Genomic DNA, 24960 nt, shown 5'->3' with positions numbered 1-24960 from the left:
CGTCAGCCGATGCCGGGAATGAGCGAGACGACGAGGTCGATGAGCTTGATGCCGAGGAACGGGGCCACCAGGCCGCCGAATCCGTAGACACCGATGTTGCGCCGGAGCATGCGGTCCGCGCTCATCGGGCGGTAGCGCACGCCGCGCAGGGCCAGCGGGACCAGCGCGACGATGATCAGCGCGTTGAAGACGACCGCGGAGAGGATCGCCGACTCCGGCGAGGACAACTGCATGATGTTGAGCTTGTCCAGGCTCGGATAGGCGGCCGCGAACATCGCGGGGATGATCGCGAAGTACTTCGCGACGTCGTTGGCGATCGAGAAGGTCGTGAGCGCGCCCCGGGTGATGAGGAGCTGCTTTCCGATCTCCACGATCTCGATGAGCTTCGTCGGGTTGGAGTCCAGGTCGACCATGTTCCCGGCCTCCTTGGCGGCGGAGGTGCCGGTGTTCATGGCGACGCCGACGTCCGCCTGGGCCAGCGCGGGGGCGTCGTTCGTGCCGTCGCCGGTCATGGCGACGAGCTTGCCGCCCGCCTGCTCGCGCTTGATGAGGGCCATCTTGTCCTCGGGCGTGGCCTCGGCGAGGAAGTCGTCGACGCCGGCCTCCGCGGCGATGGCCTTCGCCGTCTTGGCGTTGTCGCCGGTGATCATGACGGTCCTGATGCCCATGCGGCGCAGTTCTGCGAAGCGTTCGCGCATGCCCTCCTTGACGACGTCCTTGAGGTGGACGACGCCGAGGACCCGCGCGCCGCGGTCGTCGGCGTCGGCGACGGCGACGAGCAGCGGGGTGCCGCCGGACTCGGCGACGGTGTCGGTCATGTCCCGTACGGTGTCGGGGACGTCGCCGCCCCGTTCCCGTACCCACGCCGCGACCGCGCCCGCCGCGCCCTTGCGGATCCGGCGGCCGTCGACGTCGACGCCCGACATCCGGGTCTGCGCGGTGAACGGCACCCATTCGGCGTGCGCCAGCGCGCCGGGTTCACGCTCGCGCAGCCCGTAGCGGGACTTGGCGAGCACGACGATGGAGCGGCCCTCCGGCGTCTCGTCGGCGAGCGACGACAACTGCGCGGCGTCGGCGAGTTCCGCCTCCTCCGCGCCGGGCACGGGCAGGAACTCGTGCGCCTGCCGGTTGCCGAGCGTGATGGTGCCGGTCTTGTCCAGCAGCAGCGTGGAGACGTCGCCGGCCGCCTCGACGGCCCGGCCGGACATCGCCAGCACGTTGCGCTGGACGAGCCGGTCCATGCCGGCGATGCCGATGGCGGACAGCAGCGCGCCGATGGTGGTGGGGATGAGGCAGACGAGCAGCGCGGCGAGCACGACGAGGGACTGCTCGGCGCCCGCGTAGACCGCGAAGGGCTGGAGCGTGACGACGGCCAGCAGGAAGACGATCGTGAGCGACGAGAGCAGGATGTTCAGCGCGATCTCGTTCGGCGTCTTCTGCCGGGCCGCGCCCTCGACCAGCGCGATCATGCGGTCGATGAACGTCTCGCCGGGCTTGGCGGTGATCCGTACGACTATGCGGTCCGAGAGCACCTTCGTGCCGCCGGTGACCGCCGAGCGGTCGCCGCCCGACTCCCGGATCACCGGCGCCGATTCGCCGGTGATCGCGGACTCGTCTACGGAGGCGACGCCTTCGACCACGTCGCCGTCGCCGGGTATGACGTCGCCGGCCTCGCACACGACGAGGTCGCCGACGCGCAGGTCGGTGCCCGGCACCCGCTCCTCGCCCGCGGCGGTACGGCGGCGGGCGACCGTGTCCGTCTTGGCCCGGCGCAGCGTGTCGGCCTGCGCCTTGCCGCGGCCCTCGGCGACGGCCTCCGCCAGGTTGGCGAAGATCACGGTGAGCCAGAGCCAGCCGGCGATGACCCAGCCGAACCAGTCGCCAGGGTCGGTGACCGCGAGGACCGTGGTCAGCACGGAGCCGACCTCGACCACGAACATCACCGGCGACTTCACCAGCGCCCGCGGGTCGAGCTTGCGCAGCGCGTCGGGTACGGACCGGAGCAACTGCCGGGGGTCGAACAGCCCGCCGCCGACCCGGGGTCCGGATTCGTGCCGTACGGGTTCCGCGTCGGTGTGCGGCGCGGGGGCGGGTGTCTGGGTCTGAATGGTCATGCGGCCAGTCCTTCGGCGAGCGGCCCGAGCGCGAGCGACGGGAAGAAGGTGAGGCCGGCGACGATGGCGATGCAGGCCACCAGCACGCCGGTGAACAGCGGTTTGTCGGTGCGCAGCGTCCCGGCGGTGGCCGGCACGGGCCGTTGCCCGGCGAGCGAGCCGGCCAGCGCCAGCACGAACACCATCGGCAGGAACCGGCCGAGCAGCATGCACAGGCCCAGCGCGGTGTTGTGGAACTCGGTGTTCGCCGAGAAGCCCGCGAAGGCGCTGCCGTTGTTGTTGGACGCGGAGGTGTAGGCGTAGAGGACCTCGGAGAAGCCGTGCGGCCCGGTGTTCGTCATCGACGACTCGCCGTTGCCTGTGCCCATCGCCAGCGCCGTGCCGGTCAGCACCAGGGCGGGGGTGACGAGGATGTAGCAGGCGGCGAGCTTCATCTCGCGGGGCCCGATCTTCTTGCCCAGGTACTCGGGCGTACGGCCCACCATGAGCCCGGCGATGAAGACCGCGACGATCGCCATCACCAGCATTCCGTACAGTCCGGAGCCGACCCCGCCGGGCGCGATCTCGCCGATCATCATGCCGAACAGCAGCACGCCGCCGGAGAGTCCGCCGAAGGAGTCGTGGAAGGCGTTGACCGCGCCCGTCGACGTCATCGTCGTGGAGACCGCGAAGAGCGACGACGCGCCCTCGCCGAGCCGCTGCTCCTTGCCCTCCATCGCGCCGCCCGCCAACTGCGCGGCGGTGCCCGGGTGGGCGGCCTCCAGCACGGTCACGGCGACCACGCCGGCCAGCCAGATGCCGGCCATCGCGGCCACGACGGCGTAGCCCTGCCGGACGCTGCCGACCATCCTGCCGAAGGTGCGCGGCATGGCGAACGGGATGACGAGCAGGAGGAAGATCTCCAGGAGGTTGGAGATGCCGTTGGGGTTCTCGAAGGGGTGGGCGGAGTTCGCGTTGTAGAAGCCGCCGCCGTTGGTGCCCAGCTCCTTGATGGCCTCCTGGGAGGCGACGGCGCCGCCGGTGAGGTGCTGGGTCTGCCCGGTCACGGTGGTCACGGACTCGGTGCCGGAGAAGTTCTGGATCGCGCCGCAGGCGACGAGCAGTACGGCCGCCACGGCGGCCATCGGCAGCAGGATCCGTAGCGTGCCGCGCACCAGGTCCGCCCAGAAATTGCCCAGCTCGCCGGTGCGGGAGCGGGCGAAGCCGCGGATGAGCGCCACCGCGACGGCCATGCCGACGGCGGCCGAGACGAAGTTCTGCACGGCCAGGCCGCCGGTCTGGGTGAGGTGGCCCATCGCGGACTCGCCCGAATACGACTGCCAGTTGGTGTTCGCGACGAACGACGCGGCGGTGTTGAACGCCTGGTCGGGGCTGATCGCGGCGAAGCCGAGGGAGAGCGGCAGCTTGTCCTGGACCCGCTGGAGCAGGTAGAGGAAGAGCACGCCGGCCAGGGAGAAGGCGAGCACGGCGCGCAGGTACGCGGGCCAGCGCATCTCGGCGTCGGGGTCGGCGCCGATGACGCGGTAGATCCAGCGCTCCACGCGGCTGTGCTTCTTGCCGCCGTAGACCCCGGCCATGTAGTCGCCGAGGGGGCGGTGGACGAGCGCGAGGGCGACGACCAGCGCCGACACCTGGAGCACGTCAGCGAGTATCGGGCTCATGCCGGGACCTCAGAACTTCTCGGGGAAGACGAGGGCGAGGACCAGGTAGCCCAGCAGGGCGACGGCCACGATGAGGCCCACCACGTTGTCGGCGGTCACAGCTTGGCCACCCCTCGGGCGATGAGCGCCACCAGCGCGAAGACCGCGAGTGTGGTGACGACGAAGGCCACGTCGGCCATCGGTGCTCCTAGACGGAATCGAATCGAACGGACATGTCCAGAGAAACCCCGCCGCGGGACGGATGTGACAGGCGTTGACGGTCTCCTGACGAGGCGGGGCACGGCGTTGACGGGATTCATACGCAGGTGGGGGCGGTGCGGGCGCCGCGTGCCGGCACCGCCTGCCGGGCGGGGGCGCGGGCGGCCCCGCGGGGGGTGCGGGAGCGTAGCCTGGGGTACGGAGACGGCCGCCGGTACGCCGGTCCGGCCGTCCCGCGGCGGTGGGGCCCGCCGTACCCGAACCGCGGCACCCGATGCCGCCAACGGTCCCTGCTTGCGACGGAAGGCGCGCGTTGCCGCGCGCGCCGCGGCGAGTGGGTGAGGTGCGCACATGACGGAGGCCCCGCGGCCCGGCGAGGACGCCCGCCGGAGGCACCGGGCCGAGCCGGTCGACCCCGATGTCGAGGTGGCGCTGCCCGCGCCCGCCGAGCACCGCTGGCGCGGCCAGGGCGCGCCGGTGGCGATGGTGGCGCTGGGCGGCGGCCTGGGGTCCGCGGCGCGGTACGGGGCCGGGCTGCTGTGGCCCACGGACCCGGCGGCCTTCCCGTGGACGACGCTGCTGGTGAACGTCGTCGGGTGCGCGGCGATCGGCGTGCTGATGGTGCTGATCACGGAGGCGCGGACGGCGCACCGGCTGGTGCGGCCGTTCCTGGGCGCGGGGGTGCTCGGCGGGTTCACGACGTTCTCGACGTACGCGGTGGACGTGCAGCGGCTGGTGGCGGAGGCGGACCGGGCGGCGGCGGGGGTGGCGTACCTGGTGCTGACGCCGGTCACGGCGCTGGCGGCGGTGTGGGCGGCGCAGGCCGCGACGCGGCGGGCGGTGGGGCGTCCCGCGTCCGGCGCGGGCGGTTCGCGGGCGTCCGCGGGGGAGGGGGACGCGTGAACTGGCTGCTCGTGGTCGCCGGGGGGATCGCCGGGGCGCCGCTGCGGTACGTCGCGGACCGGGCGGTGCAGTTGCGGCACGGCTCGGCCTTCCCCTGGGGCACGCTGGCCGTCAACGTCACCGGCTGCCTGATCCTCGGCACGCTGGCGGGCGCGACGCTGGCGGGCGCCGCCTCCGAGTCGGTGCGGCTGCTGCTGGGCACGGGGCTGTGCGGGGCGCTGACGACGTACTCGACGTTCTCGTACGAGGTGCTGCGGCTGGCGGAGAAGGGCAGGGGGCGGTACGCGGCGGCGTACGTGGGCGCGAGCCTGGCGGTGGGGCTCGGCGCGGCGTTCCTGGGTGCGGCGGCGGGGGAGGCGGTGTGGGGGTGAGGGCCGGCCTCTCGCGGCCGTACGGACCGTACGGACAGCGTGGGGGCGCGGACGGCGCGGGCGGTGCGGGCCGTACGGATCCTGCGTACCGGAAAACCGGCGTGCCTACCCGGCCGCCGCTCGGGTAGCGTGCGCGTCATGTCGAGTCCCGAGTCGGACAGGGCGGGGGCTTTCGGTCACGCCGTCAGCCCCCTGAACCACTGAGTCCGCAGCCCCGCCGCCGCGCCGCCCGGCGCGGCCGTACGGGTGCGCCCTCCGGGCGCTGACACCGCGGTGACCGAGACGTCTTCCCGCTCTTCCTCTCCTCGTCTCGGAGCCCCTCGATGCCCTTCCCGCTCTATCTGCTCGCCCTGGTCGTCTTCGCCATGGGCACGTCCGAGTTCATGCTCGCAGGACTGCTGCCGGACATCGCCGCCGACGCCGGCGTCTCCGTCGGCACGGCGGGCACCCTCACCTCCGCGTTCGCGATCGGCATGGTCGTCGGCGCCCCGCTCGTGGCCGCGCTCGCCCGCAACTGGCCGGCCCGGAGCACGCTTCTCGCCTTCGTCGTCGTGTTCGCGGCGGCACACGTCGTGGGCGCCGTCACCGGCAGCTTCGCGGTGTTGTTCGCCACCCGCGTCGTCGCCGCGCTGGCGAACGCGGGCTTCCTCGCCGTCGCGCTGACCACCGCCGCCGGGCTCGTACCGCCGGACCGGAAGGGGCGGGCGCTTGCCGTCCTGCTGTCCGGTACGACGGTGGCGACGATCGCCGGGGTGCCGGGCGGCTCGCTGCTGGGCACGGCGTTCGGCTGGCGGGCCACGTTCTGGGCGGTCGCCGCCCTCTGCCTGCCCGCGGCCCTCGGCATCCTCGCGGGGATCCCCGGGGGCCGGGCGCGGCCGGGCGCGGCGGGCGAGCCCGCGCTGCGCTCGGAGATCGCGCGGCTCAGGAGCCCGCGGCTGATCCTCGTCATGCTGCTCGGCGCGCTGGTGAACGCGGCCACGTTCGGCAGCTTCACCTTCCTGGCGCCGCTGGTGACCGATACCGCCGGGCTGGCCAAGCCGTGGATCTCGGTGGCGCTGGTGCTCTTCGGGGCGGGGTCGTTCGCCGGCGTCACCCTCGCGGGGCGGCTCGCGGACGTGCGGCCCGGTGCGGTCGTCGCGGCCGGCGGGCCGCTGCTGCTCGCCGGCTGGCCGGTGCTGGGGCTGCTGGCCGGGTATCCGGTCGCCCTGCTGGGGCTCGTGTGCGTGCTGGGGGCGCTGTCGTTCGCGGTGGGCAGCACGCTGATCACGCGGGTGCTGTACGAGGCCGCCGGCGCACCCACGATGGCCGGGGCGTACGCGACGGCGGCGCTCAACGTCGGCGCCGTGGCGGGGCCGCTCGTCGCCGCGGGGGCGATCGGCGCCGCGGGGACCCGCGGGCCGCTGTGGGCGAGCGGGGTGCTGGTGCTGGCGGCGCTGCTCGTGGCGGTGCCGTTCCGCGGGGTGGTCGCGGGGGTGCGGAACGGCGGGTGAGCGCCGTCGGGGTCGCCGGGTGAACGGCGGTCGCCGGGTGAACGGCGCCGGGGACGGCGGTGTGGGCGCGGTGGCCGCCGTCAGAGGAGGCCGGGGAGGAGGGGGAGGTCGAGTTCGAGGCCGCCGCGGTCGGGGTCCTCGGTCGAGCCGCCACCGGAGCCGGAGCCGCCGGACCCGGTCGAGCCGCCGTCGTCCCCGCCGTCGTTGTCGCCCTCGTTGCTCGGCGTGGGCGTCGGGGTGCTCGTGGACGGCGACGACTCGGGTTCCGCGGTGTCCGGCGCCGTGACGCGGCCCTCCGCCGGGGTGGTGGCCGTCGGCTCCGGGCTGTCGTTCGTCGGTGCCGGGCTCTTCGTGGGCCGGTCGGCGTCGCGGGCGGCCTTCGTCGGCCCGGTGCGCGGTTCGGCGGGCTCCGCGCCGTCCGGCTTCGCCGCGCCCGAGGGGCGGTCGCCGTCCGGGGTGGTGCCGTCGTCGTTGCCGGGCTCCTCGGACGGGAGCGGCTGCACGGGGGTGTCGGCGCGCGCCACGGCCCCGTCCGTACGGGCCCCTCCGCCGCCGCCCATCGCGTTCGCGGCGAGCAGCCCGCCGGAGAGCACGGTCATCCCGGCGGCCGCGAGACCGGCCAGCCGCCGGCTGCGCCGCTTGTAGCGCCGGTGCCGCGACCGGGGCCGTACGGGCACGAGTTCCGCGCCCACGGCCCCGCCGTCGTCCGCGGCTTCCGTCACCGCGGGCAGGGGCGCCGTCCCGTCGTAGGCGTCGAACAGCTCCAGGTCCCCGGGCGCGGGCCCGCTCGGCGGGGCGGCGGGAAGCTGCAGCGCCGGGGTGCCGAGGGTCCCGTAGATCTCGGGGACCGCGGGCACGTGGCGCGGCTGCGCGCACCACGGCGCGCCGGCCGGGTCGTGCCGGCTGTCGCACCGCGGGCAGTAGATCGTCGTCACTGTCCTGGCGTCCCTTCCGTCGCGTGGGGGCGAGGGGTCCTCCGACGCCGGAACAATGTGCCAGCGCCGGAATCCCTCGGAGCACGAAGAATCCCCATAAGGAGTGCGGCGGTGAGACCTATCTCACACTGCAGGAGTCGGTGCAGACCGCCGCGCCTCCGGACATCGCACCCACCTCCCCCGGGCCCGGCGGCGGCTGCGAGACTGCCGCGATGACAGTTCGGCTCGTGTCCGTGATCGGGAACAGCCCCGGGGTCGGCAAGTCCACCCTCTGCCGCGCCCTCGCCGCCGCGCTGCGCGCGGACGGGGCGGTGGTCGACCACTTCGAGGAGGCCGACATCCTCGCGCGGGAGGCGTTCCGCCCGGTGGCCGAGGAGTTCGCGGACGGCACCGGGGCGGTGCGCCCGGAGACGCTGGTCGCGTGCGTCCGCGCGTACGTCGCGGAGGCGGCCGCCGCCGGCACGGGCGTCCTGGTGACGGACGCGCTGCTGCCGTTCGTGCCGTCCCTCGTGGCCTGGGGCCACGACGAGGACACGATCGCGGGCGTGGCCGAGGACCTGGTCCGGGCGGTGGCCCCCGCGGAGGTCACGGTCGTCTACGTGCACGACGACCCCGGGGCGGCCCTGCGCCGGGCGGTCGCCCGCGAGGGCGCCGGGTGGGCGGAGTGGTACGTCGCGAAGCTGGGCTCCTCGCCGGGCACGCGGCACGTACGGGACCTGGAGTCGGCGGCGGCCCACCTGCGGGCGGAGACGGAGCTGACCCTGCGGGTGCTGGCCCGTACGCCGTGGCCGACGGTGCCGGTGGACGCGGGCGAACTGGACGCCGAGGCGGCGTTCGCGCACGCCCGCGCGCAACTGGCCCGGCGGCCGGGGCACGCCTAGCCGCGGGCAGGCGGGGGCGGTTCGCGCTGTCTCGTTCGTCCCGGAAGGTCCCGGTCGTACGGGCGCCCCGCGCGCCCCGATGTCAGACCCGCGCGAGATGCTCGGATCCGAACCGTTTGTTGCTGACTTCCGTAAGGATCCGAGATGAGCAGCTTCGCCGAACTCCGTTCCGCCGTCCGCGGCCGGGTGCTCCTGCCCGGCGACGACGGCTTCGAGGCGGCCGCCAAGCCGTGGAACCTGGCCGTGCCGCAGCCCGCCGCGGCCGGCGTCGTGGAGGCGGCCGACGCCGACGACGTCGCCGCGCTGGTGCGCTACGCCCGGCGGGCCGGGGTCGCCGTCGCCGCGCAGCCCGCGGGGCACGGCGCCTCGGGGTCCGCGGAGGGCGCCGTTCTGCTGCGCACGGGGCTGCTCGACGAGGTGCGGGTCGACCCCGGGGCGCGGATCGCGCGGGTCGGCGCCGGGGTGAAGTGGGGGCGCGTACAGGAAGAGGCGTCGCGGCACGGGCTGACCGGCCTGCCCGGCAGCTCCCCCGTCGTCTCCGTGACGGGCTACACGCTGGGCGGCGGCGTCGGCTGGTTCAGCCGCGCGCACGGATGGGCGGCCGACTCGGTCACCGCCTTCGAGGTCGTCGACGCCGAGGGCGTGCCCGCCCGGGTGACCGCCGAGAGCGACCCCGAGCTGTTCTGGGCGCTGCGGGGCGGCGGGGGCGACTACGTGCTCGTCACCGCGACGGAGTTCCGCCTGTACCCCGCGCCCGCCCTCTACGGCGGCCAGATGCTGTGGCCCGGCGCGCAGGCCCGGGAGGTGCTCGACGTCTTCCGCTCGGTGACCGCCGCGGCGCCCGGCGAACTGACCGTCTGGGCCGGGCTGCTCAACGTCCCCGGGGCCGACCCGATGATCGCCGTCCACAGCACGTACCTCGGCGAGGGCGCCGGGGACGCCGGGCCCGAGCTGCTGCGCCCGTTCGACGCGATCGCGGGCCGGATCGACGACAACCGGGCCGTGCTGCCCGTCCACGAGCTGGGCACCATCACCGGCGAGCCAGAAGACCCCAGCCCGGGCCTCGGCCGCGCCGAGATGCTCACGGCCGTCGACGACACCGTGATCGGCACGCTCCTCGCGGAGCCGATCGCGCCGCTGCTCGGCGTCCAGCTCCGCCACGTCGGCGGCGCGCTGGCCCGCCCCTCGGACTCCCCGCACGGCGCGCTGCCGGAGCCGTACCTGCTGTACCTCTTCGGTGTCCCGTTCTCGCCCGAGGTGGCCGCCGGCATCCCCGCCCGCCGGGACGCGCTGGTGAAGGCCCTCGGCCCGTACGTCGCGGGCCGCAAGCCGTACACGTTCCTGGGCCCCGACGAGGGCGCGGCGGACGTCTTCGGCCCGGAGAGCCTGGCCCGCCTGCGGGCCGTCAAGCGCGCCCGCGACCCGCAGGGGGTGTTCCGCAGCAACTTCCCGGTCGGCAGGGACTGACCTCCGCGCCGGCCGCCTCCGCGGCCTGGGCGGCTGCCGTCACCGCACGACCGCGGTGAACTCCGCGGTGCGCACCACGTCCTCGTGCTTGAAGTCGAGGAACAGCCGGTACGTCCCCGGGCCCGGCACCTGCGCGTGGAACGCCACGACGGGGCCGGGTTCGGTCGTGCCGTCGCCGGGGGAGCCGTCCGGGTGGACGTGGACGTACGCGAGGTCCTCGCGGCGCAGCGCCACGAGGTGGCCGTACGCGGCGAGATAGGGCTGCAGGTCGGTGACCGGCCCGCCGTCGCGGGCGACGGCGAACTCCAGCCGCCGCCCCTCACCGGCCGCGAGCTCGCCGGTGAGCGTCACCTCGCGGCCGTCGACGGCGAAGGCCGGGGCGGGCGCGGGGAGTTCGCGCGCGGGCCCGGCGCCGTCGCCCACCGCGAGGTCCGCGCCGAGGGTGAGGGTGCGGCCGAGCGCGGCGGGGGCGAGGTCGGCGAAGACGCGGTAGGCCCCGGCCTCGGGGAGGAGGACGCGGACGGACCAGGTGCCGTCGGCCGCCTCCGCGGGGTGGACGTGGACGTAACGGGTGAGGTCGCGGCGTACGACGATCAGGTGGACGAGCTTGTCGTGGATCGGCGTGAGGCCGGCGACCGGGCGGCCGTCGGTGCCGAGGAGGCGGAAGCGCAGCTCGGTCTCGGCGCCCGCGGGGACCGCGGTGGTCTCCAGCGCGAGGGTGTAGCCGTCCTCGGAGCTCTCCAGCCCGGCGGGTCCCGCCGGGGCGCCGTGGCCGTGGTGGGCGTGGGCGTCGTGGTGACCGTGGCCGGCGTCGTGGTGCTGGGTGGCGTTCATGGTGGGTGTCCTTGCCCTTCGTATCCGGTGCGGTCCGTCTGCCGAGCAGCGTAGCAGATATACCCCCTGGGGGTATAGCGACGTGCGGTGACGGGTGTCACGCGGTGTCCTGCGCGGGCGCTACGCGGCGGTGGTCGTACGGTCCCGGGTGAGCCGCGCGCCGCCGGCCGGCAGATGCGGCCCGGCCGTGCGCGCCGCGCCCGCGGGCCGCCACAGCAGCACCGCCGCCACCGCCGCCGCGAGCCCGACGGCCGCCAGCACGCCCGCCGCCACGCCCGTCCCCGCCTCAGCCGCGAGATAGCCGGCCAGCGGGTACGTGACCAGCCACGCGACGTGCGACAGCGAGAACTGCGCCGCGAACGCCGCCGGCAGATCCGCCTTCGCCGGCACCGCGCCGCGGATCAGCCGCCCCGCCGGCGTCACCATCGCCGAGGTCGCCGCGCCGAGCACGGCCCACGCGGCGAGCAGCGCCGGCCAGGTCCGCATCCCCGCGGCGAGGCCCGCCCCGACGACCGCCAGCACCGGCGCCGGCACGAACGCCGCCGGCAGCATCACCGCGCGGTCGCCGGCCCGTTCCAGCACCCGGGGGAGCGCCAGCGCGACGGCCATCGACCCGGCGCCGTAGGCGCCCAGCGCGAGCGAGACGTCGCCGACCGGGCGGGCGAAGTGGTCGCGGACCAGGACGACGGTGTTGACGATGACCATCGAACTGGCCGCCGCGACGGCGAAGTTGATCGCGAGGAGCGCGCGGAGCCGGGGCGCGGAGCCGAAGAGCCTGATCCCGTACGCGGCCCTGGCGAACAATCCGCCGTTCTCCGTGCCGCCCTGCCCGCCGGTCTCGCGCGGGGCCGGCTTCGGCAGCGCCACGGAGACGACCAGCGCGGCGGAGGCGGCGAAGCCGGCGGCGGTGCCGAGGAAGAGCCGGTCGTACGTGAGGAGCGTCAGCAGCCCGGCCGCGAGCACGGGGCTGAACAGGCTCTCCATGTCGTACGCGAGCCGCGACAGCGACAGCGCGCGGGTGTAGTCCCGCTCGGCGGGGAGCACCTCGGGGATGGTGGCCTGGAAGGTCGGGGTGAACGCGGCGGAGGCGGACTGGAGCAGGAAGATCAGCACGTAGATCTGCCAGACCTCGGTCACGAACGGCAGCGCGAGCGCGACGACGCCGCGCACGAGGTCGGCGGCGACCAGCAGGGCGCGCCGCGGGATGCGGTCGCCGAGGGCGCCGATGACGGGGGCGATGCCGACGTAGGCGACCATCTTGACGGCCAGCGCGGTGCCGAGGACGGCGGAGGCGTTGCCGCCGGCGAGGTCGTAGGCGAGGAGGCTGAGCGCGACGGTGGCGAGGCCGGTGCCGACGAGGGCGACGACCTGGGCGGCGAAGAGGTGCCGGTAGGTGCGGTTGCGGAGTACGGAGAACATGGCCCTGGCCTCTTCCTGTGCTCGTGTGCGCATATACGCACATGATAAGCAGAGGAGGGCCCCGGCGTTATTCCCGCGGGCCGTTACCGGTTCAGGAGTGCCAGGGCTCGCCGGTCATGAGGTGGTCGGCGTGGTTGAGGGCCTCGACGACGAGGCCGCGCAGATGCCCGTCGCGCAGCGAGTAGACGACGCGCCTGCCTTCCTTCCTGGAGTGCACCAGGTGGGCGAGGCGCAGCTTGGCCAGATGCTGGCTGACGGCCGGCCGGGCGGCGCCGCTGGCGGTGGCCAGCTCGGTGACGTCGGCCTCGCCCTCGGCGAGCAGCCACAGCAGGTGCAGCCGCGTCGCGTCGGCGAGCAGCGAGAACACCGTGCTCGCGGCTTCGAGCTGCTCCCGGTCGGGGGTCCACTCGTGACGGTGGACGGCGGGGGTGGGCGAGGGGGCGGTGTCGCGCTCCGGCATGCGCCTATCGTATGGCCGTACGAGGCGCGGGGCGGGCGTCGCGGCTGCTCAGCCCGCGCGGTACATGCCGACGGAGCCGTGCCCGGCGACGTCGGCGAAGCCGAACTTCTCGTACAGGAACCGCGCGGGCCCGTCGGCGACGAGCGACACGTACGCGGTGGCGGGCGCCCGCCGGTCCAGCTCGGCGACGAGCGCCGCCATGATCTGCTTCCCGAGCCCCTGCCCCTGGTGGTCGGGCAGCACGCACATGTCCACCACCTGGAACACGGTCCCCCCGTCCCCCACGACCCGCCCCATCCCCACGGGCACCCCGCGGTGGTACACGACGACCCCGTACCAGGTGTGCGGCAACCCGGCGGCAGCCGCCTCGGCCGCCTTGTCCGACAGCCCGGCCCCGGTCCGCAACCGCCGGAAGTCCGCGACGGAGGGCACCCCGGCCCGTATCTCGTAAGGGCCGCTCATCGATTCCATGCGTTACACCTTAACGGGCCGCCGCCCGCCGGTCAGGTGGCGGCGGGTGGCTCCGGGGTGCCTGTCGTGCACGTCACGCGCCCTCCCCCGGAGGGGGGTTCGTCTGCGATGATGGCGCCTCCAAAGGCGACGGCGGAACGAGGAAGCCGGTGTGAATCCGGTGCGGTCCCGCCACTGTGATCGGTGAGCCGGCTCCGAACAGGCCACTGCCCCCGCGGGGGTGGGAAGGCCAGGGGCCGGCGGCGAACCGAGAGCCAGGAGACTCACGTCGTCGCCTCCTCGGCGGATCTGGGGCGGATTTCCCCGGAGAGGAGCGTGCGCCGTCGTGCGTGCCCTGCTGCGCGGCCCGGTGCGGTCGCTGCGTGTGGTCGTTCCCCTTTCCCTGTTGCTCCTCGCCGCCTGCGGGGGGCCCGCGCGGGACGACGGGCGGGCGGAGGGGGAGTCGCCGCCCGGGTTTCCCGTGACCGTCGGCAACTGCGGGGTCGAGACCGTCTACGAGCGGCCCCCCGAGCGGGCCGTGACCCTCAACCAGCACGTCACCGAGATCATGCTCGCCCTCGGGCTGGAGAAGTCCATGGTCGGCACCGGCTATCTCGACGACGAGATCCTGCCCGCCTACCGCGAGGCGTACGACGGCATCGAGGTGATCGCCGGCGAGTACCCCTCGTACGAGACGCTCCTCGCCGCGGAACCCGACTTCGTCTACGGCGGGTTCGCCAGCACCTTCGAGGAGGGCCGCGGCCGCGACGCGCTCGCCGGGGCCGGCATCGACTCCTACCTCAGCCTGGAGGAGTGTGCGGACCCGCCGGTGACGGTGGACCTCATGGACCGCGAGATACGCACCGTCGCCGAGGTGTTCGGCGTCCCGCGGCGGGCGGAGAAGCTGCTCGCCGGGCTGCACGGGACGCTCGACGGCGTGCGGGAGGCGGTCGCCGGGGCACAGGCGGCGGAGGTCTTCGTCTACGACAGCGGGGACAAGACCGCGTTCACCGCGGGCGGCGGCGGGATCGGCAACGAGATCATCGAACTGGCCGGCGGCGCCAACGTCTTCGCCGACGTCGGCAAGACCTTCGGCGACGTGTCGTTCGAGCAGGTCGCCGCCCGGGCACCGGACGTGGTCGTCATCTACGACTACGGCGACCAGTCCGTCGCCGACAAGAAGCGGTTCCTGCTCTCCCATCCGGCGCTCAAGGACGTCCCGGCGATACGGAACGAGCGCTTCGCGGTGCTCCCGCTGTCCTCGACCGTCCTCGGCGTCCGGGTCCCGGAGGCCGTCGACTCGCTGGCCCGCCAGCTCCATCCGGACCGCTTCCGGTGACGAGGGCCCGGGCGCTGCCCTTTCCCGCCCTGCTCGTCCTCCTCCTCGGCCTGCTGCTGGTCTCCGCCACCGCCGCCGTCGCCCTCGGCTCCGTGCGCGTCCCCGCCGGCCAGGTCTGGGGCATCCTCCTGCACCGCCTCCACCCCGCCCTCGCGGACCCCGGCTGGACGCCCGTGCGCGAGACCATCGTGTGGGACGTGCGCCTCCCGCGCGTGCTGCTCGCCGGGGCGGTCGGGGCGGGGCTCGCGGTGTGCGGGATGGCGCTCCAGGCGCTCGTACGGAATCCGCTCGCCGACCCCATGCTGCTCGGCATCTCCTCGGGCGCCACGGTCGGCGCCGTGCTCGTCGTCGTCTTCAACGTCACCGTCCTCGGCCTCTTCACGCTGCCGCTCGCGGCCTTCGCCGGCGCCCTTGCCGCGCTCGTCGCCGTCTACGTCCTCGCCCTCGGCACCGACGGCCGCATGACGTCGCTGCGCCTGGTGCTCGCGGGCGTCGCCATGGCCGAAGTCCTCTCCGCCGTCGTCGGGTTCCTCATCGTCACCTCAGGCGACCCGCACAAGACGCAGGCCGCGCTGCGCTGGATGCTCGGCGGCCTCGCCGGCAGCACGTGGCGGCTCATCTGGATCCCGCTGGCCGTCGTCGTCCTCGGCACGGCCGCGCTGCTGGCCGTCGCCCGGCCGCTCAACCTGCTCCTCGCCGGCGAGGAGGCCGCCGCCGCCCTCGGCCTTGACGTGCACCGCTTCCGCTCCGCGACGTTCGCGCTGGTCGCCGTGATGGTCGGCGCGGCGGTCGCGGTCAGCGGGGCGATCGGGTTCGTCGGGCTGATCCTGCCGCACGTGGTGCGCCTGCTCACCGGCGCCGACCACCGCCGGGCGCTGCCCGCGGCGGCGCTGCTCGGCGCCGCGTTCCTGATCGCCGCCGACCTGGCGGCGCGCACGCTGATCAGCCCCGAGGAGGTCCCGGTGGGAGTGCTGACGGCACTCGCGGGCGGGCCGTTCTTCCTGTGGCTGATGCGCCGCGGGGCCGCCCGGTGACCGCCGCCGCGCCCGCCGCGCCCGGCGCCCTGCGGCTGGAGTCCGTCACCGTGACCGCGGGCGGGCGCACGCTCGTCGACGCGGTGTCCCTCGACGTCGCGCCGGGCGAGGTGGTCGGCCTCGTCGGTCCCAACGGCGCGGGCAAGACGACGCTGCTACGCACCGTCTACCGCGCGCTGCGGCCCACCTCCGGGCGCGTACTCCTCGACGGCGACGACGTGCGCGCCCTGCCCGCCAAGCGGCTGGCGCGGCGGCTCGCCGCGGTGCTCCAGGAGATCCCTGGCGCCTTCGAGCTGACGGTGTACGACGTGGTGGCCATGGGCCGGACACCGCACAAGCGGGCCTTCGCCGGGGACGACGACGCCGACCGCGCCGTCATCGCCGGCAGCCTCGCGGCGGTCGGGGCGGCCGAGCTGGCCGGGGCGCCGTTCGACCGGCTGTCGGGGGGCGAGAAGCAGCGGGTGCTGATCGCGCGGGCGCTGGCGCAGCGCGCCGGCACGATGGTGCTCGACGAGCCGACCAACCACCTCGACCTGCGCCACCAGCTCGACGCGCTCCGCCTCGTCCGCGGCCTCGGCGCCACCGCGCTGGTCGCCCTGCACGACCTCAACCTGGCCGCCGCGTTCTGCGACCGCATCTGCGTGCTGCGGGCCGGCCGCGCGGTCGTCACCGGCCCGCCGGCGGACGTGCTGACGTCCGCGCTGCTCGCGGAGGTGTACGGGGTGGCGGCGGAGGTCGGCATCCACCCGGCCACGTCCCGCCCCCACATCACCCTGCTCCCCGACGCGCCCCCGCCGGGGGCGGCCACGGCGGGGGGCCAGGGTTGGCCGGGTGGGGCGGCGGTGCCTGAGGGGGCCGGCTCGCGCGGGGGTGCGGGTTCGTGCGCGGGTGCGGGCTGGCCCGGCCCGCCCACGGCGCCGGACGCTGCCCCGCCCCCGGGCGTGGAGCCGCCGGGCCCGCCGGGTCCCCGCTTCCCGCACCCGGCCGCCGGTCTTCCCGGCCCGGCCCCGGCCGCCGATCCACCCGGGCCGTCCGAACCGCCCACCGTCACCGGCCGGTTCCGCCCCGGCCAGAAGGGAGCACCGTGACCTCCGCCGCCGACCAGCCCCTGCCCCCGGCCGTCGTCGCCGCCGCGCTCGGCGACGTCGCCGCGCTCGGGCCGTTCTTCGCCCTCGCCGTCGCCGGGCCCGGCGACGGCTGGCACCCCGTCGCCGACACCTACGCCCGCGGCGCCGCCGACCTCGTCGCCGCCACCGCCGGCCGCTACGGCACCGCCGAACTCCGCATCGGCGCCTCCCTCGTCCAGTTCGGCCACGCCTCCCGGCTCTGGTCCCCGGTGCTCGCCTGCGCCCTCCTCCACGGCGTCGTACCGGACCTGACCGGGCTCCAGCGCGCCGACGAAGGCCCCACGCTGCGGCTGCCCGTGCCCGCCGGGCGGCCGGCGCCCGCGACGGACCGGCTGCCGGAGGTGCTGTACGAGGAGGTGGTGACCCGGCACCTGGAGCCGCTCGCCGCGGGGCTGCGCGTCAAGGTCGCCGCCGGGCTGCTCTACGGCAACGCCGCCTCCGCGCTCGTCGGCGCCGCCGCCGCGCTCCGCGCCGCCCGCCCGGCGCTGGGCGACCCGCTGACCCGGCTCACGGACGCCCTGCTGTGCACCGGCCGGCTGGCCGGCACGGGGCTGCTCACCGGGCCCGGGCTGGTCTTCCGGCGCCGTAGCTGCTGCCTGTACTACCGGGTCCCCGGCGGCGGCACGTGCGGCGACTGCTCGCTGCGTACGTGACCGACACCCGCCCCGGACCCGGGCCGGCCCGGCCCCGTACACGCGCCGGAACCCGCCTCACCGCTTGCCCCGCCCCCGCAGGAACCGGTCCGCCCCCTCCGCCAGCTCCACCACCCGCTCCGGATACCCCAACCCCGCCCGCTCCCCCGCCGGGAGCGTCCACGGCCGGTGCACCGCCGCTCCCGCGACCCCCGCCAGCTCCGGCACCCAGCGCCGCACGTACGTCCCCTCTGGGTCGTAGCGCCGCGCCTGCGCCAGCGGGTTGAGTACCCGGTTCGGCCGCGTGTCGGTGCCCGTCCCGGCCACCCACTGCCAGTTGAGCTGGTTGTTCGCGATGTCCCCGTCGACCAGCAGGTCCAGGAAGTGCGCGGCGCCGACCCGCCAGTCCACGTACAGCGTCTTCGTCAGGAAGCTCGCGGTCAGCAGCCGGCCGCGGTTGTGCATCCAGCCCTCGTGCGCGAGCTGCCGCATCGCCGCGTCGACGATCGGGTAGCCGGTCCGCCCCGTACGCCACGCCCCGATCTCGGCGGCGTCGGTGCGCCACCGGTCGCCGCGCGGGCGGTAGTCGGCGTGGGACGCGTCGGGGCGCGCGGCGAGGACCTGGTGGTGGAAGTCCCGCCAGGCGAGCTGCCGGACGAAGGCGTCGGCGCCGGGACCGCCCGCCGCGCGGGCGCGGTGGACGAGTTCGGTCGCGGAGAGCGTGCCGAAGTGCAGGTGCGGGGAGAGCCGGGAGGTGGCGTCGCCGGGGAGGTCGTCGTGGCGGTCCTCGTACGCGGACAACCCGGCGCGCAGCCAGGCCGCGAAGCGCCGCCGGCCCTCCTTCTCGCCGCCGCGGGCGAGCCCCGGTGAGGTGCCGGAGACCTCCGCGCGCGCCGGGAGCGCGAGCGAACGGACGCCCGCGGGGACCGGGACGCGGCGCGGTGCGGGCAGCGGCGTGCGCAGGTCGGCGGCGGCCCAGCGGCGGAAGTACGGGGTGAACACCGCGAAGTGGTCCCGCGCCTGCGGCGTCACCGCGCCCGGCGGCAGCACGGTGACCGCCGCGTCGTGCACGACGAGCCGCCGCCCGTCCGCCGCCAGCGCCTCGCGCAGCCGGGTCTCGCGGCGCTGCGCGTACGCGCTGACGCCCGCGGCGACGTGCACCTCGGCCGCGGCCGCGGCCGCCGCGACCCCGACCGCCTCGCGGACCGGGTCCCCGGTGCGGACGACGAGACGGCCGCCGCGCGCCCGCAGCGCCTTGTCGAGGCCGGCGAGGCAGTCCGCGAGGAACGCCCGCCTGTTGGGCCGCACGAAGCCGGTCCGGGCGAGGGCGTCGTCCGAGACGAACAGCGGCACGACTTCGTCCGCGGCGCGCACGGCGGCGTGCAGCGCGGGGTTGTCGTGCAGCCGGAGGTCGGACGTGAAGAGGCAGACGGCGACGCTCATCCCGGCATTCTCACGGCGAGGCCGCCCCAGCGCCGGGCCGCCATGCCGGTGGCGTACGCCCGGCCCGTACCGTGACGCAGGCCACCGAAGGCCCGACCCCGGGCGGCGTTTACCGATTCGTTACTCGGCAAGACGCCGTGAATGCCGAACAGAAGCAGACCTAGTGCGGCGGCAGTGATCGCCGGGATCGCGGATCTGGCCGCGATCGTGATCGGACTGTGGATATTCCTGTATGTCCTCGACGCGAACCGCTCGAACGACTTCGTCGCCTTCGTGCACGACATCGCGAGCTGGCTCGCGGGCTGGTCCCGCGACATGTTCACCGTGGACCCCGACTGGTGGCAGGTCCTGCTCAACTACGGGATCGCCGCCCTCGTCTACCTCGCGGTCGGGCACACGGTGTCCAGGACCGTCAAACGGTGGTGATCTGACGCCGGCGCGGCAGCCGCGGCACCGGCAGCCCAGGGAGCAAGGGAGGGAGGGACGATGAGGGGACAGCGACTGACGCTGCACGTGCTCAGCTCCAGTGCGCAGTGCGCGGTGATCCGCGTCGGCGGCGAACTGGACCACGGAGGCGAGCGGCTGTTCCTCGACACCGTGGGGTCCTGCGTGGACTCCGGGCACCGCTACGTCGTCCTCGACCTCACCACGCTCGGCTTCTGCGACTCCCGCGGCCTCAACTGCCTCTTCGCGGTGCGCTGGCTGCTGCGCCGGCAGGGCGGCGAGCTGCTGCTCGCCGCCGTGGGCCGGCGGGTGACGTACCTGCTGGAGCAGACGGGCAGCACCGACATGCTCGCCGCGTACCGCAGCGTGCGGGAGGCGCTGGAGCACGTGCCGGAGCCGCTGCGGGCGAGGTGGCCCCCCGGCGCGGTCCCGGGCGACGCGCGCCCCCTGCGCCCTGATCGTTGACGCGTGCTGCAAATGGCCTACGGACGAGCGGAAATGCGAGCTGAAGGGGGTGTCGCCGGACCACGTTGATTACGGATGCAAAGTAACGGTCAGGTATAGCCGCCGTGATGACGGGTAGCTGCACACAACGCCTGTCGAGCAGAAGTCCACATCAGGGGGACACCATGACGACATTCGTGACCGGCACCGACCCGGCCATCGGCACCACCGGCACCGACCCGCTCGCCGGCCTCGACCTGCCGCCGCTGCCGGAGCTGCGCGAGGTGAGTACCGCCGACGCGCGCACTCTGTCCCGGGTCCTCTTCGGCCGGCTGGCGGAGCTGGAGGAGGGCACGTACGCGTACTCCTACGTCCGCAACACCCTCGTCGAGCTGAACCTCGCGCTCGTCCGCTACGCCGTCAGCCGCTTCCGGCTGCGCAGCGAGTCCCGCGAGGACGTCGTGCAGGTCGGCACCGTCGGCCTGATCAAGGCGATCAACCGCTACGACCTCGGTGAGGGCACCGAGTTCCCCACCTTCGCGCTGCCCACGATCATGGGCGAGATCAAGCGCCACTTCCGCGACACCTCCTGGGCGGTGCGGGTGCCGCGGCGGATGCAGGAGCGGCGGCTGACGCTGGCGAAGGCGAGCGCGAAGCTGGAGCAGACGCTGGGCCGCGGCCCGAGCGTCGCGGAGCTCGCGGAGCAGACGGGCCTCGACCCGGACGAGGTCGTCGAGGGGCTGGTCGCCGCCAATGCGTACAAGACCTCCTCGCTCGACTACCACGCCGCCGACGAGGAGGGCGAGTCCTTCCTCGCGCGGCGCACCGGGGTGACGGACCCCGACCTGGAGAAGGTCGAGAACCTGGTGTCGCTCAAACCGCTGGTCGAGGCGCTGCCGGAGCGCGACCGCAAGGTGCTCGACCTGCGGTTCGGCGCCGAGATGACGCAGAGCGAGATCGGCGCGGAGCTGGGCATCTCGCAGATGCACGTGTCCCGGCTGCTGACCTCGATCCTCAGACGCCTGCGCGAGGGACTGACCGAGCCGGCGTGAGCGTGCGAGCGCCACTGCGGCGGGGCGGGCGTTCCGGGCGTCCCGGCCGCGTACGGCGCCGGGAGGCGACCGGGACCGCCCGGGCCGAACGCTCGGTGCGGGCCGCCGCCCGCGCCGCGGCCGGGGGCCTCGCCGCCGCGCGGCGGCCGGGCGGGCCCGGTGCGCGGCGGGCGGCGCGGGTGCTGCGGGACGCCGGGCGCGGCCTGTACGAGGACCTCGCCGCCGCCGGGCGCGGCGGCCGGCCCACGGTGGCCCGGCGGCTGCGCCGGGCGGACCACGCGCTCTTCGCCCGGGTCGCCGCGACCCGCTGGCCCGGCGCCGAGCCGGTGCTGCCGCGGCTGAGCCGGGGCGCCGACCACGGCGTCCTCTGGTTCGGCACCGCCGCGGCCGTCGCCGCGTTCGGCGGCGCGCGCGGGCGCCGTGCCGCGCTGCGCGGGCTCGGGTCGCTGGCACTGGCCTCCGCGACGGCGAACACGGCGGGCAAGGGCGCGTTCCGGCGCGCCCGGCCGGTGCTCGACGCGGTGCCCGTCATCCGGCATGTCACCCGCCAGCCGATCACGTCGTCCTTCCCGTCAGGACACACCGCCTCCGCCGCCGCCTTCGTGTGCGGCGTCGCGATGGAGTCGCCGCGCTGGGGGGCCGTCCTGGCGCCGGTCGCGCTGTCGGTCGGCTTCTCCCGGATCTACACCGGCGTCCACTACCCCAGCGACGTGCTCGCCGGGGCCGCGCTCGGGCTGGGCGCGGCGCTCGTCGTCCGCCGCCTGGTGCCGCCCCGCGTCCGCGGGCGGCACCCGACGCCGCCGCCCGCCGAGGCGCCCGCGCTGCCCGCGGGCGCCGGGCTGTACGTCGTGGTCAACCCCGCCTCCGGCGGGCAGCAGTTCGCCGACCCGGTGCGGCAGCTCGCGGCCGTGCTGCCGGAAGCCCGGGTGGCGGTGGCCGGCACGCCGGACGACCCGGGGGCGGAACCGCTGCCCGAGTTGCTGGACACCGCGGCGCGCGAGGCGGCGCGCCACGGCGGCGCCCTGGGCGTCTGCGGCGGGGACGGCACGGTGGCCGCGGCGGCGGAGGCCGCCATGCGGCACGGCGTGCCGCTGGCCGTACTGCCGGGTGGCACGTTCAACCACTTCGCCACCGACCTCGGGGTGGAGACCATCGCCGAGGCCGGCGAGGCGGTGGCGCGCGGCAGCGCCGTCGCCGTGGACATCGGCCGGCTCCGGCCCCGGGAGCCCGCGGGCCCGCCGGTCCTCTTCCTGAACACCTTCAGCCTCGGCGTCTACCCCGAGCTGGTGCGGCGGCGCGAGGGCTTCCCGCCGCCGTTCCGCGGCCCGCTCGGCACGGTCGCGGCGGTGCTGCGCGTCATGCGTACGGCGAAACCGGTGAGCGCGCGGATCAACGGCCGGCGGCGGGAGGTGTGGCTGCTGTTCGCGGGGACGGGCATGTACCACAGCGTGGGCATCGCGCCCGTGCGCCGAGACAACCTCGCCGACGGGGTACTGGACGTGCGCATCGCCCGCGCGGGGGACTTCGCGCGCACCCGGCTGCTGGCCACCGCGCTGGCCGGGGGCCTGGCCAGGACCCGGCTGTACGCGGCCGGACGGCTGCGCCGGATCGTCGTCTCGGGGCTGCCCGAGGGCACGCGGATGGCCTACGACGGGGAGGTCGTCCCCGCGCCGACCGCGTTTGTGCTGGATAAGCTCGAAAGAGCGCTGACCGTCTACCGGCCGGCCAAGAACTGACGCATCCTCCCGGGAGGCCCGCATGTTCGAGGCACACGACATCCGCGAGTGGCGCGGCCACCCCGTCCGCGGCGCGGACGGCGGCAAGATCGGCGAGATGGAGGCCGTCTACGTCGACACCCGCACGGACATGCCGTCCTTCGCCACCGTCAAGGCCGGCGTGCCGGGCCGCAAGCGGCTCGTGTTCGTCCCGCTGGACGGCGCGTCCGTCAGCCCCGGGTACCTGACCGTCGCGTACGACAAGGGCCAGGTCAAGTCCGCGCCGTCGATCGACACGGACGGGGAGCTGACGTTCGAGGAGGAGCCGGCGGTCTACAAGCACTACGAGCTGGAGTACGAGTCGGGCGCGGCGGGCGAGCGCCGGCTGGCCCGCCGCTGACCCCGCCCCCGGCCCGGCGCGTCAGGGCGCCGCGGTCCTCACCGCGGTACGGCAGGCATCGCAGGGCGCCGCGGCGGGCGGGCCGCCTCCGGCGTGCCCTCGCCGCGCGCGAGCAGTGCGTTGAACTGCGCGCCGGCCAGCAGCGCCAGGTTCGAGAACCACAGCCAGATCAGGAAGACGACGACCCCGGCGAGTGACCCGTACAGCCTGCTGTACGTCCCCGCCGCGTACGAGGCGTACATCGCGAACCCGACCGACGCCAGCAGCCACAGCACGCCCGCCAGCAGCCCGCCCGGCACGGCGTGCGACACGGTGCGCGACTCCGGCGGCCCCGAGCGGAAGAGCAGCAGCACCAGCAGCGCCGCCACGAAGACCAGGAACGGCCAGCGCAGGAAGTCCCACAGCGCCGCCGTCTGCTCGCCCATCCCCAGCGGCCGCCCCAGCGCCCGCATGCCGGGCCCGGTGACCACCAGCGTCAGCGCGCCGGACACCAGCAGCGTGAGCAGCAGCAGCGCCATCGCGAGGATCGCGGGCGCGCGGCGCAGCACGGGCCGGCTGTCGGGGGTGCCGTACATCGCGTGCAGGGCGCGGCGGAAGACGGACAGGAAGCTGCACGCGGACCAGACCGCGCTGGCGGTGCCCACGGTGGTGAGGATCCAGGCGGTGGACTGGCCGCGGGTGATGTCGTGGAGGGCGTCGTTGAGCGCGGTGTCGGTGCCGGTGGGGGCGAGCCCGGCGATGTAGGCGATGAGGGCTTCGGTGCCGGAGGGGTCGGCGAGGCCGATGACGGTGAGGGTGACGAAGAGCGTGGGCAGGACCGTGAGTATGGCGTAGTACGTGAGGGCGGCGGCCCAGTCGCTGATGTCGTCGTTCCAGAGGGCCACGGGGGTACGGCGCAGAGCGGCGCGGTAGCGCGCCCCGTTCGCCCATCTGCCCCGTGCGTGCACCCCGCGCTTCATCGGTCCATGCTCCGCTCTTCCTTCGCTCCGCACCCGCCGGGCACGCCGCCGTGGACGGTCCCTGTCTACCGTGTGCGGGCCGCCGTCTCTTCAACCGGCCGGGCGCGGCCCCCGGAAGAACCGGTGCCACCAGCGGCGGCGCGGCGGGTGCACGGCGCGGCCGAGGCGGCGGCCGAGGAACAGATAGCCGAGGAAGGCCCCGGTGGTGTTGAGGATGACGTCATCGATGTCGAACGCCCGGCCCGTGAGGAAGGTGCCCTGGACCACCTCGACGGCCGTCATCACCGCGGCGGTGCACAGGCCCACCCGCAGCAGGCCCCTGGCGGGCGGCACGAGCACGGGGAGCAGCAGGCCGAAGGGGACGCCGAGGAGGATGTTGCCGCCGAGCTGCCGGACGGTGTCCACGAACGCCGGCTGGGTGAGGTAGTCGCGGATCGAGTCGCCGGGGCGCAGGTTCGTGTGCGTCATGGGTTCCGCGGCTGAGGACGCCTCCAGCGTCAGCCGCGCCAGCACCACGGCGAAGGCCACCATCAGGGCGAACGCGACCAGCATGGCGCCTATGCGCACCCAGCGGGCCACGGGCGCCGCGCCGGTGGGCGGCTTCGTGGCGGCTGTTTCGCCGGCGGTGATCTCGGCGGCGGTGCCGTCGGTCGGGCCGTCGGGGGCGGCCGGGTCCCGGTGCTTGCGGGAGATGCCCATCATGCCTCCCCGGGGCCGGCGGCGGTGCCGCGGGCGCTTCGCGACTCGTCGGCGGACGGGGGCGCGGATGACATGAACCCTCCCTTCCGAGGCCGGGCGGGCTGCCCGGCGACGTGTGAGCGGGCGGTTACCCGGCCGTCCGGACGGTATGCACGGGAGCGTGACCGGTGGGGCGGCCGCGGCCCGCGGGACCCGGGGGAGGCGAGTGCCGACGAGCCCGGGGTGCGACGGGCGTACGAGGGTCGCCTCCGTGTGCGAAGACTGATACGCCGCGGCGGGGGGGGGGGGCGGGGGGGGGCCGGGGGGCGGGGGGGGCGGGGCCGGGGGGGGGGGGGGGGGGGGGGGGGGGGGGGGGGGGGCCGGGGGGGGGGGGGGCGGGGGCGGGGGGGGGGGGCCGGGGGGGGGGGGGGGGGGGGCGCGGGATGGACCGGTGTCGGGGGCGGCGGCGCGGTGGGCCCTTGGTGTCGGGCTGGCCGGCGTCGGGGGAAG

24 protein-coding genes, 1 pseudogene and 1 riboswitch are annotated in these 24960 nt (G+C 75.4%); of the genes and pseudogenes, 14 read left to right on the top strand and 11 right to left on the bottom strand.

Features of this window, described 5'->3' with window-relative positions:
• Positions 1–2: 2 nt before the first annotated feature.
• Genes kdpB through kdpF form a run of 3 tightly spaced genes read right to left on the bottom strand, consistent with a single transcriptional unit; the run spans position 3 to position 3874 of the window.
• Positions 3–2114, bottom strand: a complete 2112-nt coding sequence (gene kdpB, locus ACFYVJ_RS31010; RefSeq protein ID WP_388898561.1) for a potassium-transporting ATPase subunit KdpB — start codon at positions 2112–2114, stop codon at positions 3–5.
• Positions 2111–3775 (bottom strand): potassium-transporting ATPase subunit KdpA, encoded by a 1665-nt coding sequence (kdpA, locus tag ACFYVJ_RS31005; RefSeq protein ID WP_388898559.1) that lies wholly within the window; start codon positions 3773–3775, stop codon positions 2111–2113. The genes kdpB and kdpA overlap by 4 nt, the downstream gene beginning before the upstream one ends.
• Positions 3776–3784: 9 nt before the next feature.
• Positions 3785–3874: a K(+)-transporting ATPase subunit F gene (gene kdpF, locus ACFYVJ_RS31000; RefSeq protein WP_388898556.1), complete on the bottom strand. Its 90-nt coding sequence runs from the start codon at positions 3872–3874 to the stop codon at positions 3785–3787.
• A gap of 450 nt (positions 3875–4324) precedes the next feature.
• Here kdpF and crcB (ACFYVJ_RS30995) point away from each other — a divergent pair, with 450 nt between their 5' ends.
• The 3 genes from crcB (ACFYVJ_RS30995) to ACFYVJ_RS30985 all read left to right on the top strand — a co-directional run bounded on the left by crcB (ACFYVJ_RS30995) (position 4325) and on the right by ACFYVJ_RS30985 (position 6737).
• Positions 4325–4876: a fluoride efflux transporter CrcB gene (gene crcB, locus ACFYVJ_RS30995; RefSeq protein ID WP_388898553.1), complete on the top strand. Its 552-nt coding sequence runs from the start codon at positions 4325–4327 to the stop codon at positions 4874–4876.
• Complete coding sequence (gene crcB / locus ACFYVJ_RS30990; protein WP_388898550.1) at positions 4873–5247, top strand: fluoride efflux transporter CrcB; 375 nt, start codon at positions 4873–4875, stop codon at positions 5245–5247. The genes crcB (ACFYVJ_RS30995) and crcB (ACFYVJ_RS30990) overlap by 4 nt, the downstream gene beginning before the upstream one ends.
• Before the next feature lie 323 nt (positions 5248–5570).
• Positions 5571–6737: a Cmx/CmrA family chloramphenicol efflux MFS transporter gene (locus ACFYVJ_RS30985; RefSeq protein ID WP_388898548.1), complete on the top strand. Its 1167-nt coding sequence runs from the start codon at positions 5571–5573 to the stop codon at positions 6735–6737.
• 80 nt (positions 6738–6817) lie between these two features.
• On the opposite strand, the gene ACFYVJ_RS30980 is transcribed toward ACFYVJ_RS30985, so the two are convergent.
• Complete coding sequence (locus tag ACFYVJ_RS30980; RefSeq protein ID WP_388898545.1) at positions 6818–7672, bottom strand: hypothetical protein; 855 nt, start codon at positions 7670–7672, stop codon at positions 6818–6820.
• Positions 7673–7884: 212 nt separating this feature from the next.
• On the opposite strand from ACFYVJ_RS30980, the gene ACFYVJ_RS30975 reads away from it, so the two are divergent.
• Together ACFYVJ_RS30975 and ACFYVJ_RS30970 are read left to right on the top strand one after the other, a co-directional pair.
• Entirely contained in the window at positions 7885–8553 is a 669-nt protein-coding gene (locus tag ACFYVJ_RS30975) for a hypothetical protein (RefSeq protein ID WP_388898542.1), read from the top strand.
• Positions 8554–8697: 144 nt separating this feature from the next.
• A complete protein-coding gene (locus ACFYVJ_RS30970) occupies positions 8698–10020 on the top strand; it encodes an FAD-binding oxidoreductase (protein ID WP_388898539.1) in 1323 nt (440 codons plus the stop codon).
• Positions 10021–10059: 39 nt separating this feature from the next.
• On the opposite strand, the gene ACFYVJ_RS30965 is transcribed toward ACFYVJ_RS30970, so the two are convergent.
• The 4 genes from ACFYVJ_RS30965 to ACFYVJ_RS30950 all read right to left on the bottom strand — a co-directional run bounded on the left by ACFYVJ_RS30965 (position 10060) and on the right by ACFYVJ_RS30950 (position 13204).
• Positions 10060–10854, bottom strand: coding sequence for a hypothetical protein (locus ACFYVJ_RS30965; RefSeq protein ID WP_388898537.1), 795 nt, complete (start codon positions 10852–10854; stop codon positions 10060–10062).
• Positions 10855–10974: 120 nt separating this feature from the next.
• The gene (locus ACFYVJ_RS30960; RefSeq protein ID WP_388898762.1) at positions 10975–12273 is read right to left on the bottom strand and encodes an MFS transporter; all 1299 of its coding nucleotides are present in this window, start codon (positions 12271–12273) and stop codon (positions 10975–10977) included.
• A gap of 91 nt (positions 12274–12364) precedes the next feature.
• Complete coding sequence (locus ACFYVJ_RS30955; RefSeq protein WP_388898534.1) at positions 12365–12733, bottom strand: ArsR/SmtB family transcription factor; 369 nt, start codon at positions 12731–12733, stop codon at positions 12365–12367.
• A gap of 48 nt (positions 12734–12781) precedes the next feature.
• Entirely contained in the window at positions 12782–13204 is a 423-nt protein-coding gene (locus tag ACFYVJ_RS30950) for a GNAT family N-acetyltransferase (RefSeq protein WP_388898531.1), read from the bottom strand.
• Between the two features lie 94 nt (positions 13205–13298).
• A riboswitch (cobalamin riboswitch) is annotated at positions 13299–13490 on the top strand.
• Positions 13491–13664: 174 nt separating this feature from the next.
• Here ACFYVJ_RS30950 and ACFYVJ_RS30945 point away from each other — a divergent pair.
• The 4 genes and pseudogenes from ACFYVJ_RS30945 to ACFYVJ_RS30930 all read left to right on the top strand — a co-directional run bounded on the left by ACFYVJ_RS30945 (position 13665) and on the right by ACFYVJ_RS30930 (position 17336).
• Positions 13665–14522 carry an ABC transporter substrate-binding protein gene (locus ACFYVJ_RS30945; RefSeq protein WP_388898760.1) on the top strand — a complete coding sequence of 286 codons (858 nt, stop codon included), beginning with the start codon at positions 13665–13667 and terminating at the stop codon, positions 14520–14522.
• Positions 14519–15556 (top strand): FecCD family ABC transporter permease, encoded by a 1038-nt coding sequence (locus ACFYVJ_RS30940; protein WP_388898528.1) that lies wholly within the window; start codon positions 14519–14521, stop codon positions 15554–15556. The genes ACFYVJ_RS30945 and ACFYVJ_RS30940 overlap by 4 nt, the downstream gene beginning before the upstream one ends.
• Positions 15526–16362 (top strand): annotated as a pseudogene (locus tag ACFYVJ_RS30935) (ABC transporter ATP-binding protein); the annotation flags it as partial. The gene ACFYVJ_RS30940 and the pseudogene ACFYVJ_RS30935, both read left to right, overlap by 31 nt.
• 278 nt (positions 16363–16640) lie before the next feature.
• Positions 16641–17336, top strand: a complete 696-nt coding sequence (locus ACFYVJ_RS30930) for a (2Fe-2S)-binding protein (protein ID WP_388898525.1) — start codon at positions 16641–16643, stop codon at positions 17334–17336.
• Positions 17337–17393: 57 nt separating this feature from the next.
• Here ACFYVJ_RS30930 and ACFYVJ_RS30925 read toward each other — a convergent pair whose 3' ends face one another.
• Positions 17394–18758 carry a cryptochrome/photolyase family protein gene (locus ACFYVJ_RS30925; protein ID WP_388898522.1) on the bottom strand — a complete coding sequence of 455 codons (1365 nt, stop codon included), beginning with the start codon at positions 18756–18758 and terminating at the stop codon, positions 17394–17396.
• Between the two features lie 141 nt (positions 18759–18899).
• On the opposite strand from ACFYVJ_RS30925, the gene ACFYVJ_RS30920 reads away from it, so the two are divergent.
• The 5 genes from ACFYVJ_RS30920 to ACFYVJ_RS30900 all read left to right on the top strand — a co-directional run bounded on the left by ACFYVJ_RS30920 (position 18900) and on the right by ACFYVJ_RS30900 (position 22813).
• Positions 18900–19184, top strand: coding sequence for a hypothetical protein (locus ACFYVJ_RS30920; protein ID WP_388898520.1), 285 nt, complete (start codon positions 18900–18902; stop codon positions 19182–19184).
• A 60-nt stretch (positions 19185–19244) separates the two neighbouring features.
• Positions 19245–19667, top strand: a complete 423-nt coding sequence (locus ACFYVJ_RS30915) for an STAS domain-containing protein (protein ID WP_388898517.1) — start codon at positions 19245–19247, stop codon at positions 19665–19667.
• Between the two features lie 164 nt (positions 19668–19831).
• A complete protein-coding gene (locus ACFYVJ_RS30910) occupies positions 19832–20698 on the top strand; it encodes a SigB/SigF/SigG family RNA polymerase sigma factor (protein ID WP_388898515.1) in 867 nt (288 codons plus the stop codon).
• Positions 20699–20901: 203 nt separating this feature from the next.
• A complete protein-coding gene (locus ACFYVJ_RS30905; protein ID WP_388898757.1) occupies positions 20902–22434 on the top strand; it encodes a bifunctional phosphatase PAP2/diacylglycerol kinase family protein in 1533 nt (510 codons plus the stop codon).
• A 22-nt stretch (positions 22435–22456) separates the two neighbouring features.
• Positions 22457–22813: a PRC-barrel domain-containing protein gene (locus tag ACFYVJ_RS30900; RefSeq protein WP_388898512.1), complete on the top strand. Its 357-nt coding sequence runs from the start codon at positions 22457–22459 to the stop codon at positions 22811–22813.
• Positions 22814–22851: 38 nt separating this feature from the next.
• Here the strand turns inward: ACFYVJ_RS30900 and ACFYVJ_RS30895 are convergent, their stop codons facing one another.
• Both ACFYVJ_RS30895 and ACFYVJ_RS30890 read right to left on the bottom strand, forming a co-directional pair.
• Positions 22852–23772 (bottom strand): YihY/virulence factor BrkB family protein, encoded by a 921-nt coding sequence (locus ACFYVJ_RS30895; RefSeq protein WP_388898508.1) that lies wholly within the window; start codon positions 23770–23772, stop codon positions 22852–22854.
• A 90-nt stretch (positions 23773–23862) separates the two neighbouring features.
• The gene (locus tag ACFYVJ_RS30890) at positions 23863–24471 is read right to left on the bottom strand and encodes a VanZ family protein (RefSeq protein WP_388898506.1); all 609 of its coding nucleotides are present in this window, start codon (positions 24469–24471) and stop codon (positions 23863–23865) included.
• Positions 24472–24960: the final 489 nt, after the last annotated feature.

Source organism: Streptomyces sp. NPDC004134, from assembly GCF_042874195.1.
Classification (GTDB): Bacteria; Actinomycetota; Actinomycetes; order Streptomycetales; family Streptomycetaceae; genus Streptomyces.
This window is presented reverse-complemented; position numbering and strand designations above follow the sequence as displayed.